Raw genomic sequence first — 16,978 nt, forward strand, 5'->3', positions numbered from 1 at the left:
ATTAAAACGCTAGCATCTTTGTATTTTTTCAAAGGATTTTGATGACATGACCACACCTGCAAACTGGCAAAAAAAACTGCTATTACTGTTTCGAAGCGAAAAAAGACTAAATGCAGGTAAGGTTGTCAATAACTATAATGACAAAAGTTTTGATGAGATGAAAGCGACAACGATTACTGAGTCGATGTGTGATATTAAAGCGTTAACCGATGAGCGCAAAAGCACAGATTTAGAAAGTCATTTAAATAATTTGAAATATAAATCACTTGGTGAATCTGAGCTCTGCTTTTATCATAATACTCTTGTTATCTTGATACGCCGTAAATATAAGATAGCTAAAACGTTTGCTGAATTTGAGAGATTATGGGAGGCGGAAAGCGGCTACTTATTAGAGCACCTCTCGCTACGCTGGATTGTTTCTGCCTGCGACACATTCATTGACCATTCAGACGATACTTGTAGAGCAGCTATCTTGATGAATGTCGTGACTCTCATGAATACTTTGCGCACTTACGAAACCAAAAACTTCCTGCAGTTACCCGCTACTTCTGAATCTCTGCCATTGCTAACTGAAAAAACCGATATGCTTTATGCAGGTGATCTGCCTCTATACGATGGTCTTACTTATTTTCGCATCGGCACTGATGACAGCTTGAGAAACATGCGCAAACGTTATAGTAAATTTCAGAAAGTCGATAAATTAGCCACTAGAATACTATTATCTGTTTTTGAGAAACTACAGCATACTGATAGTGCGTTTGCCACATTACGAGCATTACACAGAGACGATTGGTCTAAATGGTGGTTGGATTAGGCTACCTTTTTTATACTTTTACTCAGAACCACTGCTTTCGATTTTTATCGATGCTACGACTAAGAAGAACCTAATTACTGCTTGCCATAAACTCTATATATTGTTGAGCAATATTCGTTGGTAGCAGCTCATTATCGAATGTGGACTCATACACACTAGCATCTATCATTGCCTCATCCATTTTTTCTGCTAAAGCGTCAATATCTCCTACAGGAACAAGATTGTATGATGGTAATAGCTCACTTGGACCTGATGGGCAGTCTGTACTGATGACAGGCGTGCCTAAAGCCAGTGACTCAGCAATGACTCGTCCAAACCCTTCGAATATTGATGATAACACCATAAACTTTGCCTTCCGGATATAGGGATACGGATTCTTTTGAAAACCTAAAAAATGTACATGATGGTCTAGATCTAAAGAGGCAACCAACATCTTCATTTGCTCTAACAACGCTCCCTCACCTAACAACAAAAGCGGAACCATTTTTCTTGTTTTTGCATAGCTTCTAAGTAAGACCTCATGAGCTTTTTGAGTCTTAAAACTACCGACATGAATAATATAACTATTAAACTCTGGCTCAAACTCTGACGCCGATTGCATGATCTGTATTTGGTCAATCGGGTTATATATTGTCGTGGTATTTGTAACACCTAATGTAGACTGAAAGTCTTTTTCGACTCCTTTGCTAATACATATGCAAGGATGCCGAGAATATATATTGCTTAACCTTTTCTCATTTGCTTTTTTGCCTTGGCTTCTAAACAACTCAATTTTTTTAGAAAGATTATTTCTAATTACGTGTGCAATATTAGGTAGCTTGCTGTGGCGCAAGACCATATCAGCTTTGTCTAAATTCGCAAGCGTCAGTATTGGAGTGCCAATCTCTTTGATCACGTATCTGTCTAATACTTTTGCAAAGTACCAGTGCCTCAGTTGTTTAGTAGGTATAGACTTATAGTCGTTCAAGTCAATCTGATGATAGGAAATATCATCGCTGAGTTCGTAAGATGTTTTAGATTTGAAGCGTAGAATATGGACGTCGTAACCTAACTCATGAAAACCTTGCCCAAGAGTTAAAACCGAACGTTCGGCACCCCCGCCTTGTAGGCAATTAATCACAAGTAACACTTTTTCTTTCTTATTCAGATCTTCTTTTATTTCTATAGTATTATTAATCATGTATCAGGTATTCTTAAAGATAAGTATTTCGATTTAAAAAAACAGTGATATCACTGTTTTTTCAGTTATTGCTTCTGAGTGAACTCTGCGTATTTTTCTGCTATTTTGACTGGTAGCAGCGCTTCATCAAATGGCGCACAAAATGCTTGTGGATCACTCATAGCTTGACGCATTTTTTCAGCAATGGCATCAATATCACCCATTGGCATCAAGTTACTTTCTGGCAGTAACTCACTTGGACCTGATGGACAGTTGGTACTAATAACAGGCGTATTTAGTACGAGGGCTTCGGCAATAACCAAAGCAAAGCCTTCCCAGTCAGAGGTTAATATTTTGAATTGCGCATGCTTAATATAGGGAAAAGGGTTGTCACGAAACCCTAGAAATACCACTTTGCCTACTAAACTCAACTCTGCCACCAGCTGCTCTGTCTCAGTCTTGTGCTTGCCCTGACCTAAGAGTAATAACGGCATAGATTGATCAGTCTGTGCGTAAGCCTTTACTAAGATATCATGACGTTTTGCGTCTTTGAAACTGCCAACATGAATAATATAGTTTTGATATTCAGGAACAAAAGCATCAGCCTGCTTTTGAATACTTTCTCTATCAATTGGATTGTGAATGGCAGTGGTTGGCGTAATACGACCAAAGCTCTTGATAAAATCTTTTTGCGCGCCCTCACTCACACACACACATGGGTGCTTTGCGTATATCTCCACCATTCTTTGCTTTAATTGCTCAGCATCGTGATTTTTATTAAACTTGTAGAGTAATGACACTGTGTTATGAATAATATAAGTGATATTAGACAGCTTGCTACTACTTAGAATACTATCTGCACGATCTAGATTAGACAAAATGACGTCAGGCTGACCGATATGTTGCAGAACGTATTTATCAACAGCGCGCGCAAACACTCTATCGCGTCTTTGTGCCCCTGGTATTAATTTGTAGGGCTTAAATTTTAGGACATGATAATTAAGGTTCTGGCTCAAATCATACTGTACCAGTGGCTTGAATCTTAGAATATGTACTTCGTATCCTAATTCATAAAACCCTTGCCCCAATGTCAACACAACACGTTCCGCACCGCCGCCTTGTAAACAATTAATAACGAGTAACGCTATTTTTTTATGCTGCTTCATAAACGACAACCTATAGAATAAATCTTTGACTTTTTAAAAAGGTTTATCACTGCTTCATTAAAAACTAGCGTTTGAATAGTTTTGAGAAAAATGACTTAGAGGCATGTGGACGAGTTACCTTATTGCCAATATAACCTTGCTGAGATTTTTTAGGGAAATCACCAAAAGGCTCAACCCGATAATTATCTAAACAATATTTATTATCAAGCGCTTCATTATAATAGATATCAAAAACCTCGGACAAATCCTCTCTTGGGTGCGGCATTACCTCACCATCAAACCAATGCTCAATCCCTTCTTTTTTCACTCTTGGCAGTGCATATTTATGACTAAATTGCGTACCCATATCTGAGTAATGCAAAATCCTAATATCTTCTAATGCTAGGTCCTCACCGTCTATACAGTTGTAACTGTCTTGATAAGGCTCAATCAGTTGTGTATTTTTTTTGAAGACAGCCATCATCTCTTTATGGCTTTTAGGATCTTTCCTGAGCCTTTGTGTTGGTAGAACAATACTTTTTGCAGCTTTACAATCCCATACGCACGTGCATAGTCGTGTCATATCAGCATTTGTCTTGGCAGCTACTATAGACTGCCCTTCAATAGGGTGCTGCCATAACTTTACTAGATCATCTAATATGACAACATCGGCATCCATATAGATAGCTCGTCCAGAATAATTACAGTATTCCGGAATTGCCCAGCGAAATCCTGAAAACGGCGTTGACCATTTGATGGTATTCCAACCATCACCAGTCTCAGGATTGGAATACCAATAGCTGCTAGGATCACGCGACAACTGCATCCACACTATCTCAACAGGTACACTGGTATGTTTATGAATACTATAATCTAATACCATCATCTGCTCTAGATCACAGTTATTTGGGTCACAGCCAACAAAGACTTTAATAGTATCTTCTGTGTTCATAATTTTATCCGCTTACTGGAGAGTTTGTTCTATTCTAATTTCCATTAGAATAAAGCACCTCAATACTGACTTCTACTAATGCAATAACGCTCAAATATAACGTTCAGCCTACTCTTTCCAATACTTCTCAATCCATCCTACTGGCAAAATAAAATGACGCAAATGACGTAGTGGTCTTTTTAGGTTTTTGGGCTCAGTCAGTCTTTTTAGATGGTCTTTGGCATTATTGGCCGCGTTTTTGTTGTATCTACCTTCAATAGCATGGGTTGGATACAAGTCGCCTGGGAAGATAACAATACGAGCGCCTTTAGGAATCTTTGGCTCTTTAATATAGTTAAGTGGAAATGGCTGACGGCACTTACGTCTAAAATGGGCGACCCATGCCTTTGGAAACAGTTTCACGCCACCTGGCGCATTACGAGTAACAAAACGCTGCTCAAAACGATATTCATCAGCGATACCTTGTGGATCTGCTTTGAACTTCTCTTGTAGTGACACAAGTGAGCCTACCTGAAATCTAAAGCAAGACGTCTGTCCCAAGCGCTCTAATGGATTACTTGGGTTATAAGATAAAATCACGTCATCTGGCGCGCCATATTCAAAGAAAGGGTCAAGACTATCTACTATAATGACATCCAAATCTACAAACAGTACTGTGCCTGTCAAATCACCTAGCTTTTCACCCCACAAACGAGATTTTGGCCATTTACCAAGTGTATTGGTTGGCATACTAACATCAAGTGGTGGCAACTCTTGACACTCAATCTCTGGACGCACATCGGTTGTATCATCGGTAAAACAAACAAAACGAAACGGCGGTGTGATATTGCGAGACACCATACCATAAAGTTTATTGGCATAATCAGCACCGTACTTTGTGCCCCATTTGATACAAATAATTTGCTTGATGTTTTTATTATCTACTATATTAGAATCTGTTGGCATTGACTGCTCGCTTTAATCTTATGAATAAATATGATGGCTATATTAGCATAAAAAAAAGACTGAACAATTATGTTCAGCCTTTTCGGTCTTCAAAGTAGTGACATTGTTAATCAATAAAGCTTAACCAGTCCATATACTGTTCATTACGACCATGCACCACATCGAAATACAAGGTTTGTAGTTTTTCAGTGATTTCACCGCGGCCACCGTTACCGATGATGCGATCATCATATTCGCGGATAGGGGTCACTTCAGCGGCTGTACCTGTCATAAAGATCTCATCTGCTAGGTAAAACTCATCACGAGTAATACGACGCTCAACGACTTTAATTCCTAAGTCATCAGCAAACTGAATAATAGTACGACGCGTGATACCATCAAGTGCACCGCCCGCTAGATCTGGTGTATGTAACACGCCATCTTTTACCAAGAACAAGTTTTCACCAGCACCTTGGCAAACATACCCTTGCGGATCCATCAAGATAGCTTCGTCGTAACCATTACGAGTAACTTCTTGGTTTGCCATAATAGAAACAGGATAATTGCTTGATGCTTTTGCCTTACACATGGTCACGTTGGTCATGTGATGCGTAAATGAAGAGGTTTTTACGCGGATACCGTTTTTGATACCTTCTTCACCAAGATAAGCACCCCAATGCCAAGCGGCAACCATAGCATTGATGCTGTTTTCACGTGAAGACAAACCAAGTTTTTCTGCACCAACCCAAATGAGTGGACGAATATACGCTTCTGCTAAGTTGTTTTGTTTGACTACGTCCTTATGCGCTTGCTCTAGTGTCGCCGCATCAAAAGGCACATCCATTTGGAAGATTTTTGCTGAACCAAGCAGACGCTCAGTATGCTCCTTTAGGCGAAAAATAGCCGTGCGATTGTCAGCCGTTTGGTAAGCGCGCACACCTTCAAACACAGCCATGCCGTAATGCAAGCTGTGTGTAAGCACGTGAACTTTAGCATCTGGCTGTTCAATTATTGTGCCATTCATCCAAAGCTTACCATCTTGTGTTGCCATATTCATTTTATAGTCCTTATGCTAGCACTGACGTCTAACTTTTTTAGGTAGGTTTTATTTAACAGTAGTGATTAACACCCTATGATAACACTGCAGTGCTTTTATTTATTGCTTAAAATCCAGCATTATTATGATAAATGGCTGACAGTGCTATGACGATGCGCGACCGATTATATCACTGGCCGTGTTGGCAAATGAAATCTTTTGGTTTGGGAGCACATGGCTTTTAATTACGCTTTTAAATTATCATAGGGCTCTACAGTGTAAGCGTCTCTGTAGCTATCAGCAAGACCCTAATAATACAAACCTCGGTATCACTTGTTGGCAGATTCGACACCCATTAGGTGTTGCCACTGTGCTTGTACCAATGCACGTGTCTCCTGCCAAAGTGACTCATCGACCAGCAACGACTGCTCCGATAATGCCAGTTGATGCGTGGCAGCACGTATCCTGAGATAAGCATCGCTTAAGTCTTGACAGACCTGCTCTTGCCATATACCAAGTAAGGCCACCTCTTCGAAGATACGAACGTTGTCGCTCCACTTGGTCAAGCTTGGATACTCATGCGAATAAGCCAATACCGCAAACTGTGCCAAGAACTCAATATCTACGATACCGCCTGCATCTTGTTTAAGATGGAACTTGCCTGCTTGTTGTTGCCATTGATTGGTACCCAAATGCTTCTGCATTTTGATACGCATACTGGTGACTTCACTACGTACTTGATCCAATGTCCGTGGTAGCGCCAACACATCTCGGCGAATATCACAAAAAAGCGCCGTCACCCGTCTGTCACCACAAATTGCTCGGGCACGTACCAGTGCTTGATGCTCCCACGACCAGGCTTTGTCCATTTGATACGTTTCAAACGCATGGTAAGACACCACCATCATGCCAGCATTGCCTGAAGGGCGTAGACGCATGTCAATCTCGTATGCTCTGCCATCTCGCGTTTGGGTATTGAGATAGTTCATCAATTTCTGTACCAAGCGCGCAGCAAATTTCATTCCGCTCACTGATTTTTCGCCTGTGGTCATGCCCCGCTCTTTTATCTTATGCAAAAACACCAAATCCAAGTCAGACGAGTATGAGAGCTCTAAGCCGCCAAGCTTTCCGTAGCCTATGATAGCAAATCCGCAATCAGCTTCAGTGACAGGGTCTCCATCTTGGCCGATAGGATAACCATAACGGTTGACGATCTCGGCAAAAGCACGCTCTAGTGCAGCCTCCAGTACTACTTCGGCAATATACGTCAAAGAGTCCGATACTTTCATGATTGGGCGCTCAGCCAATACATCGCTCGCAGCCACAGCCAATATTTGGTTTTTCTTGAATAGTCGTAAAACGCTTAGTAGCTCTTCTTCGTCGTTCGGCTCGACGCGCAGTAGCTGTTGACGCAAAATATCACGCAGTTCACGCTTGTCTGGCAAATGACGGTAGCGCTGCTGTAAAAAGGTGTCTAGCAATACAGGATACTGTGCCAGCTCTTTTGCAATCCATGGGCTGGCAGACAGCATCGGGATCAGCTCAATCGTTGCATTGGGGTTTTCTGCAATCATGACCAGATAGATGGAACGACGGCAAATCGCTTCAAGCAATGAAATCAGTCGAGGCAAGGCGGCATTAGCAAGTTTTTGCTGCTCTTGATGGGCCAGTAGCGCATGGACAATAACAGGGTAAGCATCATCTAAGCGCTCTCTTGCTTCCTCACTTAAATTCACCACCATCTTTGATTGCCAAAAGCTCTGCAATAGCTCGCGATTATCTTCTGTTAATACCTCATTTAAACGAGCAATTTGTTCATCTAAGCGTTCGGGCTCGAGATCAGTGTCTTCGTTATCAGGTACTTGACGCTCGGTGACCATACGCTCAAATGGTACGTTGACGAGCTCTCGGTGACAATTAAGCTGATCTAGCAATGCACGCCAGTTTTCAAAATTGAGCGTCACGGCTAGATTATGCTGCCACTGCATATCATGTGGTAAGCGCTGGGTTTGCTGATCATTGATGGCTTGAATGCCATGCTCAAGCCGGCGCAAGAAACGATACGCAGCTTGTAAGTTATCGTAGGTTGACTGCTCTAGATATCCAAGCTCACGCAACACTTTCATTGCTTGTAGACAAGGTTTTGTTTGTAGCTGTGGATGCCGGCCACCATATATCAACTGAAATGCTTGTACAATAAACTCAATATCCCTGATACCGCCCGCACCAAGCTTGATATTGTCTAGATCTTCACGCTGTGCTACTTGATTTTGAATGAGAGACTTCATCTCTCTAAGTGCCGAGAATGCACTATAGTCAACGTAATAACGAAACACAAAGGGTTTAATCAGTGCCTGTATCTCATCATAAAACGGCTGTTCTATTTGTCCAACGACGCGCGCCTTTAACCAAGCAAAACGCTCCCACGCCCGCCCATGCATCGTGAAGTATTTTTGTAATGCCGACAGGTGAATGGCCAAATCACTACCATCACCCCATGGTCGCAGGCGCATATCCACTCGAAACACGAAACCATCAGCCGTCTTGTTATCGAGTAGTTTAATAATGCCTTGACCAAGCCTAGTCATAAAACGCTTGTTGTCTATACTACGTGTGCCTTTGGTTTTGTCACCATTGGTCTCACCGCGCGCTTGATGCACAAAAATTAGGTCGATATCACTTGATAAATTCAGCTCCTGAGCGCCAAGCTTACCCATAGCCATGATTGCCATGTCATCAATCTGTACATTACCTTGGACATTGATAAAGGTTGGCTCACCATATTTGGCAACTAAGTGCTGGTAGGTATAGCCTTTAGCAAAAGAAATACAACCATCTGCAAATTCAGACAACTCATCGGTCAATTGCTCAAGACTGATCATCTGTAAGGCGTCTTGCCAAATCCAGCGCATCATCAACAGTGTACGCAGATTACGCAAGCCGCTCATGACTTTGGCTTCATCAGCGAGTTGGTAGTTTTCATCCAGCGTATAATCTTGTATCAGATCATCAATTTGTTGACGAGTCAGCGTACTACTCAAAGGGTAACTACGCAAAAACGTCTGACATGAAACCGTTCGGCTCTCCCAAATCTGATAAGCAAATTCACTTGCTGTTTGTAGTACTTGTAGTTGCTCCGCTGTCGGCTGATAATCTGTACCACTGTTCATACGTGAGGGCATAGCAGGTAACATAGTGACAAAAACTCCTTACATAGAATGGTAAGACTACGTGAACCAAGCTCATAAGTTTATTGTTTTTTCTTACGAGACAGTCACAACGTCAAATAGATATACTCGGTATATCAGCACAAAAGATAAAGGCGCGTTTAGTAATTAGTCGCTCTATTTGATGTGAAGCGCTTTATGGTAGCATACTAAAATGCGTCGCTGATCCGTCACTGTCGTTACACCACTATAGCGACGTGGCAATGTATCTAAATGCTCTTCTCACCAATAAAAATAGTATTTTGATATAATAGTGTTTAAAGACTATATACCTGACCATAAACCAATGAAGCAAATCAAAGAAACAAACTGCTGTCTACAAAACAGTCGCAACCACTCACTACTATCTTCTAATTCTCATAACACTCTTATTGACAATATGTGATACCGCACCTTATGACTACTACTCCATTACTGCTCATCACTGCTGATCCCGCCCACCCACTGGCGCACCTAGCACTACGTTATGCACACGCTTATCTTATAGAGGCCTCAAACCATTCTGAGAATAGTAGAATTGACGATAACGACATAAACGATAGTGACAATCCTAACACCAAACGGGCGTTGCTCAATGTCTTTTTTTACGGCGATTCAGCTCATACTGCCAACCGTCTACGTTGGCAGTCAGCAGATCAAATAGATTTAACAAAAGAATGGCAATCGTTGGCTGAGCAGTATCAATTATCACTACCCGTTTGTGTCAGCACTGCACTGAGCCGCGGTGTGAGTGACGCTGACAACAGCACACGACATCAGCTAAAGGGTGCCAATCTTGCTGCAGGATTTACGCTAGTAGGACTCAGTGAGCTTGCTCTAATGATGCAAGATGACTGCCGATTGATACAGTTTTGATCGCATTACGATGACGACTGTCAACAGCGACAAACCTATTTAGGAATATAACATGAAATTATTAATTCAGTTGCATACGCCCACTGAAGCGGCTAGTTATGAGGGCTGTGCACTGGCGCTAACACTAGCAACATTTGGGCATGAGGTGCAGTTATCATTGGATGCGCCTGTATTTGGTTTGTTGATGCAAACGGAGTCCCGTTTGCACGGTATGATTCAGTCGCTTGATCTTTACGATATGCCCGCAGCTTGGCTACCTGACGATGTCTTTAGCGGTTGGGTCATTGGTATGCTACCGACAGATCTAGCATCACAGCTTACACTGGTACCAGAAATCATCAGCTCGCAAGACTTTGAGCAGATTTTAACTTTTTAAATGACTATATCATCAGAAAAATAACAAAACACATCATCGGATACTTTTATGGCGACTTTATATCAATTACACAGTACGATGGACACGCTCAGACGTAGCACTGAAGAGATGTCTCGCACTTGGCACAATGGCGACAGCATTGTTTTACTTGGTACAACAGTCGCTTTTATCGACTGGCTAAGTGCTTATTTAAATGATAATGAGATAGATGGCATCACTGCTATTTATGCCTTGACGGATGATGTCGCGCAGCTCTCGGCGAATACTACTGGCAAGCTAAATTTAGATACCAAGTTAGCGGGCACTTTAACAGACGCTGAATGGGTCAATCTGACTCAGGACCGTCAATTTGATAAAGTGGTGACCATTGCCTTATGACAGATCACAACTCCAAAACTAGTAACAACGTGATGATAGCAGCCACTGAGGCTGCATTGGATCAAGATGGTCACTTATGTGACCACACCATTTGGACGCCTGATATCGCGCAGCAACTGGCTGACACATTAGACGTTCATTTGAAAGCTGAGCATTTACAGGTTTTGCAGCAAGTGCGTGCATTTTTTGACAAGTTCAACCACGCGCCAGCCACACGCCCATTGATAAAATGGCTACAAAAAACCTTGCCAGAACATGACATTAGCAATCAAAAGTTGCAGCAGCTGTTTCATACTGGTTTGGTTGCACGTCATGTCAACCGCTTAGCGGGTCTACCCAAACCGCCAAACTGCCTATAATACATATCATTGCTTATTCTGTTTTTATGAAACAAGGATAATCAATCCTATCGGTCTTATCAGACAAATCGCTATTCGTTAAAGTAACTACTTTGGGTCGTAGACTGTCAAACTCTCATAACCGACACTACGACCTTCATCACCCAAAAACCCTTGCTGTCGCCATATTTCATACAGGCAGATAGCAACGCTGTTGGATAAATTTAAACTGCGCGAATCAGCCAGCATGGGTAGTCTTAGCCAATTATCAGCACCAATATCCTCACGTATATCCTCTGTAAGGCCTGCCGTTTCAGAACCAAATACCAGTGCGATATTAGGTACTACGTCGTCATTAGCCTCTTCAGCAGCTACTCGCCCGCCAAAATCATAATCGTAAAAGGGCTTACTCAGCTTAGTCGTCAACGCGGTAATGACATGGCAGTCCGCTATCTGTAACGCCTGCTTCGCTGCTGCCCAGTCATCATGTACTTGTAGATGCGCATATTCGTGATAATCGAGTCCTGCGCGGCGTAGTTTTTTATCATCAAGCTCAAACCCTAGCGGTTTTACCAAATGTAGTTGGGCACCACTATTGGCACACAGGCGAATGATATTGCCTGTGTTACTCGGCATCTTTGGGCCAACCAGCACGATATGAATGATCATGTTTATTTACTCCAAAAATGGTTAACGCTCTGTTATTTAAGTTTATGAGCGACAGGTAATTAAAAGTTACAGTTTACTGCCAATAATTACATTTTGATACTGTGCAGCGTTTTTAACTTTCTCTATGATGTCTGTAATGGATAACGCGATAGCATTTAAGTGTGACTGTCTCATCCAATACCCCTTCAGTGACGCTTAAGCAGACCGCTTTGCATCACTGTTGTTATTTATAACCATCCATTTATCTTTGAGGATACTATTATGAAAAAAGTAATCATCGCATCTTTAACTGCTATGTTCGTTCTAACTGGTTGCAACACGTTCAAAGGCTTTGGTCAAGACGTATCAAGTGCTGGCGATGCTGTCACTGGTGGCGCACAAGAAGTACAAAACAAAATCTAAGGTCTGATTTTTTTAGATTTGTTAAGGGCTTACCATTTTTTGGTAAGCCTTTTTTATTTTTGACCACTTATTCTTACATGGCCTTTGAGTACATCTTGTCACACGAAAGTGAATACTAAACATTATAAAAAAGCACGTAGTATCTGATTAAGGTAGCGCTGCCCTAACAGTGTCGGTTGTAACTGCGTATCACTGTCTATCAGCAACCTTTGTTTTATCAAACCAGCCACTTGCTCATTGATACTATCAAGATTCAGCCCCGTTCTTTCCTCAAACAATGACCAAGCCACACCTCCATGCAACCTCAGCGCATTCAACATAAACTCGCTTACCAGCTCATCACGATCAATCTCTTGCCAGCCAACCGTTTTGGGTGCGCTTTGCTTGATATGAGACTGCTCAGTGATATCTTTAGAACCCACGTAATCCTTCGGCATACGTGACTTACTGAATCGATAAATACCTGCTTCTGCTACTAGGTCAGTCTCTAGCATATTGCTTTGCGTTGACGGCTCATTGTTTAGGTTATAACCAACCGTCACTTTGCCATGCGCCCCTGCACCTATTGCTAAATAGTCGCCAAACTGCCAATAGTTTATATTATGACGGCATGGCTTGTCTGATGCGCCTGCCCATGCCGACACTTCATAGTTGCTATAGCCTAATTGCTGCAATAGCGACTGACCTGCTTGTTCAATATCTGCCAAGTTGTCTTCATCAGGTAAGACCGGCTGACTGCGATAGAACACGGTATTGGGCTCAATTGTCAATTGATACCAAGAAATATGTGTGGCGCCAGCGTTGTGTGCCATTTGAATGTCATTAAGAGCTTCTTTCATGGTTTGCTGCGGTAGACCGTGCATCAAATCGACATTAACACGCGTAAATCCAGCAGATTTGGCAGCTTTAATTGCTGATAATGCTTGCACAGGGTCATGGATACGTCCAAGCGCTGTCAGCTTATCAGCAGCGAAGCTCTGTACGCCGATAGACAGCCGATTGATGCCAACCTCTAGATACTGCGCAAATGGCGCATGCTCAAGCGTACCTGGATTGGCCTCCATCGTGACTTCTATATCTGCTGCAAACTCAAAACATGACCGTAAACCAGAGAACAATCGCTGATACTGAGCAATAGGTAACAAAGATGGCGTGCCACCACCGATAAATATAGAAGAAATTTTGCGACCTTGCACCAGTGATTGCTGCATTGCGGCATCTAGCAGTAACGCATCGACATAGTCATCATACATGGAGATCTGACTGTCTACAGGCAACTCATGCGAATTAAAATCACAATAAGGACACTTCTTCACACACCACGGAATGTGAATGTAAAGAGACAATGGAATGTCAGTCACGTCTACCGCGATAGTAGCCGTCGTTGGTTCAGTAAGACTTAATGTATTTAGGTCGTTTGGCATGCTTTCTGTATTCACTTTGGGCATAAATAAACTTATTTTGTAGTGAGCAATAATAATCGATATCAAAAGTAACGTTAGGATAGCGACTAGATGGGATAAAGAAAAGCCTATCTATCATAAAACTATTAACAAAAACACGTATAAACGCTCTATTCACCATGACAACTTATGGGCAGTATATAGAGACTCTATTAAAAACAGCCTCTACTAAGAATAGACACGATTTAAAACATGTTTGAGGGTGAGTTAATAGAAACTAACCCTAATAGTTTTAAGAACGAATTAAAGAATAAACAAAAATTCAAAGGATAGATATATGGCGTATTGGTTAATGAAATCCAACCCTAAATTTTTTGGTATTGAAGATTTGCAGCGCTTGGGCACCGACGGTTGGGACGGTGTTCGTAACTACCGCGCGCGTAACTTTATGCGTGATGATATGAAAGTTGGTGACAAGGTTTTCTTTTATCACTCTAGTGCCAAACCCTCTGGTGTGGCTGGTATTATGACCGTGAGCCAAGCAGGCTATCCTGACCCTAGCCAGTTTCACCCTGAGCATCGACACTACGACCCTATTGCGACCGAAGAAGCGCCGCGTTGGTACATGGTAGATCTCACTTTTGAGCACGCTTTTACCGAGGTGTTGCCCTTATCAGAGCTAAAATTCTTGCCTGCGCTCGAAGATTCCTTACTACTGAGAAAAGGCTGTCAACAATTAACAGTGATCCCATTAGAACCCAAGCACTGGCGCGCGATTATGAATATGGCGGAGACACTTGAGATATTACCAGAGCAGACAACGAATCATTGATTAACTTATTGATTCAACATATCACTTATCTGTGATAAGCAGTGAAGTACAAAGCGTCTATGATTAATATGTATATAGACCCTTCAAAGCGTTGACATCGTAGCGCCGCTTCTTTACCATCTTATCTATATATGACCTGTCAATCCACTGCTTGGATCGACGGGTTATTTTTATTTTAGTGTCTTTATTTTAGAACCCTTATTTTAAGACCTTGATTTTCATTGCTGTGCGTGGTCTCTATAAGCTTACTCATATCGTTTATCAGGGCATCATCATTGGCACCACTTTTCTGCTCATGCTACCACTTTAGTTTTGATGCATTGCTCTCTTAGGATTCATAACAGTGTTGGCTTATTCATAATAACGCTCTTAATAACAATTACCGCAAAGAATAAAAAGTTGCTCACCATGGTTTTTCCATTGTCTTTCAAAGATTTTAAAAGCTACAGTTTACGCCTAGGCGTACTCGCCCTACCTATCTTGATCACTCAGTTTTGCCAAGCAGCACTTGGTGTTGTTGACGCTATCATGGCAGGCCAGGTGTCTGCGCTTGATTTGGCAGCAGTGGCAGTTGGGTCTGGTATTTGGCTCCCACTGTTTTTGTTAGCGACAGGTATATTAATCGCGACGACCCCTCTGATTGGTGAGGCGGTTGGTCAAAACCAGCATGATCAGGTTCCACATATCACGCAGCAGTCCTTATGGACCGCAGGGGTGATTGGGATTATTGGGTTTATTGTTGTCAATTTGGCACCCAATGTTCTGGGTCTCATGGGTGTACCTGAGAATATTCAGCCGATCGCAACACAGTATTTGCATGGTGTGTCCTTTGGTTTCCCTGCACTAGCAGTCTATGCCGTACTGCGCAGCTACTGTGAGGCACTGGGTCGACCTGAGCCTGTGACTGTCATTAGTATTATTGGTCTGATGGCCGACATACCGCTCAACTATATCTTTATTCATGGTTTATTTGGTATGCCTGAGATGGGCGGAGCTGGCTGCGGTGTAGCGACCGCATTAGTATTATGGATAAATGTGCTTTTATTAGCCGCTTATACGGGCTTTACCAAGCGAAAAGAATTTGCCACTACTCGCTTTTTTTATGGTTTTACACGTCCAAATCGTACACAGATTAAAAAACTTTTAAAGCTTGGTATACCTATTGGTATTTCTATCTTTTTTGAAGCCAGCTTATTTAGTTTGGGAGCCTTGGTTATTAGTCCATTGGGTGAGATTGCGACAGCAGCGCATCAGGTGGCTCTATCCGTGACCTCACAACTGTTCATGATACCTATATCCGTTGCTATGGCACTCACTATCATGATCTCAAATCGATTTGGTCAAAAAAATCTCTTGGCACTACGCCAAGTGCAAGCTACTGGGCTTATTTGGACAGTCCTGATTGCTGTTGTTTGCATGCTCGGTATATGGTTATTTAGGCCAGAATTGGCAGCTGCATTTACTGATAACCCCGTTGTGAGAGCTCAGTCTATGCACCTGCTTATCTTTGCCCTTGCCTACCAGCTCTTTGATGGCTGGCAGGTCAATGTCGCTGGCATATTACGCGGTATGCAAGATACGACGATACCGATGTGGGTGACGCTCTTTTGCTATTGGTTGGTTGCATTACCGCTGGGTATTTATTTAGTGCGTTTCACTGATGTTGGTGCACAGGGGTTTTGGATGGCACTCATAACTGGTCTGTTTTTATCCTCTATCCTATTGACACTGCGTCTACGTTACCAACAAAAACGTCTGACAGCACTGTGGGGCTAACATCGATGATAGAGCACCTTATCTCACAACATGACTGGCGCTACTTAGTGACATAGACTATGATAAATCGTAGAAGATTTCTTGCTAAACAAAGCGCTTACGTCAAAATATGTAAAAATTCTCAGTTAACAACTGTACATTGATTGCTCATTGACCTGAATCTAGGTATCATTAGCAACTAATTAGACAATATTTAGTTACACTATTTCTCGAATTTAGTACAAGGCCAGATAAAAACTATGGATATTGAAAAAATACGCACCCTCATCGCCCTTATGGAAGAAAGTGAACTGGTGAATTTAGAAATCAGTTCAGATGATGAACATATTAGTTTGACTCGTCACTATGATGCGCCTGTACCAGCTATGATGGCAGCCCCTACTGCTGGCACTGCACCAATGGCAGCTGCTGATGCAAAACCTGCGGCAAGAGCTGGAAACGTCGAAAGCTCACCTATGGTAGGTGTGTTCTATTCAGCACCAACGCCGAATGATCCACCATTTGTAAAAGTCGGGCAAAAAGTTCAAGCAGGTGATACCTTAGGTATTATCGAAGCCATGAAAATCATGAATCCACTTGAAGCGACTCAAAGCGGTATCATTGATGAAATCTTGGTAGACAACTCTGAAGTCGTACAGTTCGGCCAACCTGTCATACGCTATAAAGCGTAACGATATTTGCCATACTTTATT

At 42.1% G+C, this 16,978-nt stretch carries 17 protein-coding genes; 9 read left to right on the forward strand and 8 right to left on the reverse strand.

The window, feature by feature from the left end; all coding sequences use genetic code 11:
* The first annotated feature begins 46 nt into the window (after nt 1-46).
* Nucleotides 47-814 carry a hypothetical protein gene (locus tag AC5JPO_RS02910; protein WP_493851733.1) on the forward strand — a complete coding sequence of 256 codons (768 nt, stop codon included), beginning with the start codon at nt 47-49 and terminating at the stop codon, nt 812-814.
* A gap of 70 nt (nt 815-884) precedes the next feature.
* Here the strand turns inward: AC5JPO_RS02910 and AC5JPO_RS02915 are convergent, their stop codons facing one another.
* The 6 genes from AC5JPO_RS02915 to glnE form a co-directional block, all read right to left on the reverse strand.
* Nucleotides 885-1,994: a glycosyltransferase gene (locus AC5JPO_RS02915; protein WP_493851732.1), complete on the reverse strand. Its 1,110-nt coding sequence runs from the start codon at nt 1,992-1,994 to the stop codon at nt 885-887.
* 65 nt (nt 1,995-2,059) lie between these two features.
* On the reverse strand, nt 2,060-3,139 hold the full coding sequence (locus AC5JPO_RS02920) for a glycosyltransferase (RefSeq protein ID WP_493851731.1): 1,080 nt from the start codon (nt 3,137-3,139) through the stop codon (nt 2,060-2,062).
* 64 nt (nt 3,140-3,203) lie between these two features.
* A complete protein-coding gene (locus tag AC5JPO_RS02925) occupies nt 3,204-4,070 on the reverse strand; it encodes a glycosyltransferase (RefSeq protein ID WP_493851730.1) in 867 nt (288 codons plus the stop codon).
* 108 nt (nt 4,071-4,178) lie between these two features.
* A complete protein-coding gene (locus tag AC5JPO_RS02930; RefSeq protein ID WP_493851729.1) occupies nt 4,179-5,015 on the reverse strand; it encodes a glycosyl transferase in 837 nt (278 codons plus the stop codon).
* Nucleotides 5,016-5,121: 106 nt separating this feature from the next.
* On the reverse strand, nt 5,122-6,051 hold the full coding sequence (locus tag AC5JPO_RS02935; protein WP_493851728.1) for a branched-chain amino acid transaminase: 930 nt from the start codon (nt 6,049-6,051) through the stop codon (nt 5,122-5,124).
* A 308-nt stretch (nt 6,052-6,359) separates the two neighbouring features.
* Nucleotides 6,360-9,224: a bifunctional [glutamate--ammonia ligase]-adenylyl-L-tyrosine phosphorylase/[glutamate--ammonia-ligase] adenylyltransferase gene (gene glnE, locus AC5JPO_RS02940; protein WP_493851727.1), complete on the reverse strand. Its 2,865-nt coding sequence runs from the start codon at nt 9,222-9,224 to the stop codon at nt 6,360-6,362.
* 429 nt (nt 9,225-9,653) lie between these two features.
* Here glnE and tusD point away from each other — a divergent pair, with 429 nt between their 5' ends.
* The 4 genes from tusD to AC5JPO_RS02960 are packed head-to-tail and all read left to right on the forward strand — an operon-like array spanning nt 9,654 to nt 11,225.
* The gene (gene tusD, locus AC5JPO_RS02945) at nt 9,654-10,112 is read left to right on the forward strand and encodes a sulfurtransferase complex subunit TusD (protein ID WP_493851726.1); all 459 of its coding nucleotides are present in this window, start codon (nt 9,654-9,656) and stop codon (nt 10,110-10,112) included.
* 52 nt (nt 10,113-10,164) lie between these two features.
* Nucleotides 10,165-10,488, forward strand: coding sequence for a hypothetical protein (locus tag AC5JPO_RS02950; RefSeq protein ID WP_319050353.1), 324 nt, complete (start codon nt 10,165-10,167; stop codon nt 10,486-10,488).
* Nucleotides 10,489-10,536: 48 nt separating this feature from the next.
* Nucleotides 10,537-10,866 (forward strand): hypothetical protein, encoded by a 330-nt coding sequence (locus AC5JPO_RS02955; protein WP_493851725.1) that lies wholly within the window; start codon nt 10,537-10,539, stop codon nt 10,864-10,866.
* 32 nt (nt 10,867-10,898) lie between these two features.
* Nucleotides 10,899-11,225, forward strand: a complete 327-nt coding sequence (locus AC5JPO_RS02960; RefSeq protein ID WP_319050440.1) for a TusE/DsrC/DsvC family sulfur relay protein — start codon at nt 10,899-10,901, stop codon at nt 11,223-11,225.
* Nucleotides 11,226-11,312: 87 nt separating this feature from the next.
* Here the strand turns inward: AC5JPO_RS02960 and AC5JPO_RS02965 are convergent, their stop codons facing one another.
* Nucleotides 11,313-11,873, reverse strand: a complete 561-nt coding sequence (locus tag AC5JPO_RS02965) for a tRNA (cytidine(34)-2'-O)-methyltransferase (RefSeq protein ID WP_493851724.1) — start codon at nt 11,871-11,873, stop codon at nt 11,313-11,315.
* 261 nt (nt 11,874-12,134) lie between these two features.
* Between AC5JPO_RS02965 and AC5JPO_RS02970 the strand changes: the two genes are divergently transcribed.
* Nucleotides 12,135-12,275 carry an entericidin A/B family lipoprotein gene (locus tag AC5JPO_RS02970; protein WP_057759705.1) on the forward strand — a complete coding sequence of 47 codons (141 nt, stop codon included), beginning with the start codon at nt 12,135-12,137 and terminating at the stop codon, nt 12,273-12,275.
* 122 nt (nt 12,276-12,397) lie between these two features.
* Here AC5JPO_RS02970 and hemW read toward each other — a convergent pair whose 3' ends face one another.
* Nucleotides 12,398-13,699 (reverse strand): radical SAM family heme chaperone HemW, encoded by a 1,302-nt coding sequence (gene hemW / locus AC5JPO_RS02975; protein WP_493852704.1) that lies wholly within the window; start codon nt 13,697-13,699, stop codon nt 12,398-12,400.
* Nucleotides 13,700-14,015: 316 nt separating this feature from the next.
* On the opposite strand from hemW, the gene AC5JPO_RS02980 reads away from it, so the two are divergent.
* From AC5JPO_RS02980 to accB, 3 genes are all read left to right on the forward strand, one after another.
* A complete protein-coding gene (locus AC5JPO_RS02980; RefSeq protein WP_319050350.1) occupies nt 14,016-14,510 on the forward strand; it encodes an EVE domain-containing protein in 495 nt (164 codons plus the stop codon).
* Between the two features lie 408 nt (nt 14,511-14,918).
* Nucleotides 14,919-16,286 (forward strand): MATE family efflux transporter, encoded by a 1,368-nt coding sequence (locus AC5JPO_RS02985; protein WP_319050438.1) that lies wholly within the window; start codon nt 14,919-14,921, stop codon nt 16,284-16,286.
* 239 nt (nt 16,287-16,525) lie between these two features.
* Entirely contained in the window at nt 16,526-16,957 is a 432-nt protein-coding gene (gene accB, locus AC5JPO_RS02990) for an acetyl-CoA carboxylase biotin carboxyl carrier protein (RefSeq protein ID WP_493851723.1), read from the forward strand.
* The last annotated feature ends 21 nt before the right edge of the window (nt 16,958-16,978 follow it).

The organism is Psychrobacter sp. H25 (genome assembly GCF_059076335.1).

Coding starts and splice junctions, on each gene's coding strand:
- AC5JPO_RS02910 (WP_493851733.1), top strand. CDS start 47: ATGACCACACCTGCAAACTGGCAAAAAAAACTGCTATTACTGTTTCGA.
- AC5JPO_RS02915 (WP_493851732.1), bottom strand. CDS start 1,994: ATGATTAATAATACTATAGAAATAAAAGAAGATCTGAATAAGAAAGAA.
- AC5JPO_RS02920 (WP_493851731.1), bottom strand. CDS start 3,139: ATGAAGCAGCATAAAAAAATAGCGTTACTCGTTATTAATTGTTTACAA.
- AC5JPO_RS02925 (WP_493851730.1), bottom strand. CDS start 4,070: ATGAACACAGAAGATACTATTAAAGTCTTTGTTGGCTGTGACCCAAAT.
- AC5JPO_RS02930 (WP_493851729.1), bottom strand. CDS start 5,015: ATGCCAACAGATTCTAATATAGTAGATAATAAAAACATCAAGCAAATT.
- AC5JPO_RS02935 (WP_493851728.1), bottom strand. CDS start 6,051: ATGAATATGGCAACACAAGATGGTAAGCTTTGGATGAATGGCACAATA.
- glnE (WP_493851727.1), bottom strand. CDS start 9,224: ATGTTACCTGCTATGCCCTCACGTATGAACAGTGGTACAGATTATCAG.
- tusD (WP_493851726.1), top strand. CDS start 9,654: ATGACTACTACTCCATTACTGCTCATCACTGCTGATCCCGCCCACCCA.
- AC5JPO_RS02950 (WP_319050353.1), top strand. CDS start 10,165: ATGAAATTATTAATTCAGTTGCATACGCCCACTGAAGCGGCTAGTTAT.
- AC5JPO_RS02955 (WP_493851725.1), top strand. CDS start 10,537: ATGGCGACTTTATATCAATTACACAGTACGATGGACACGCTCAGACGT.
- AC5JPO_RS02960 (WP_319050440.1), top strand. CDS start 10,899: ATGATAGCAGCCACTGAGGCTGCATTGGATCAAGATGGTCACTTATGT.
- AC5JPO_RS02965 (WP_493851724.1), bottom strand. CDS start 11,873: ATGATCATTCATATCGTGCTGGTTGGCCCAAAGATGCCGAGTAACACA.
- AC5JPO_RS02970 (WP_057759705.1), top strand. CDS start 12,135: ATGAAAAAAGTAATCATCGCATCTTTAACTGCTATGTTCGTTCTAACT.
- hemW (WP_493852704.1), bottom strand. CDS start 13,699: ATGCCAAACGACCTAAATACATTAAGTCTTACTGAACCAACGACGGCT.
- AC5JPO_RS02980 (WP_319050350.1), top strand. CDS start 14,016: ATGGCGTATTGGTTAATGAAATCCAACCCTAAATTTTTTGGTATTGAA.
- AC5JPO_RS02985 (WP_319050438.1), top strand. CDS start 14,919: ATGGTTTTTCCATTGTCTTTCAAAGATTTTAAAAGCTACAGTTTACGC.
- accB (WP_493851723.1), top strand. CDS start 16,526: ATGGATATTGAAAAAATACGCACCCTCATCGCCCTTATGGAAGAAAGT.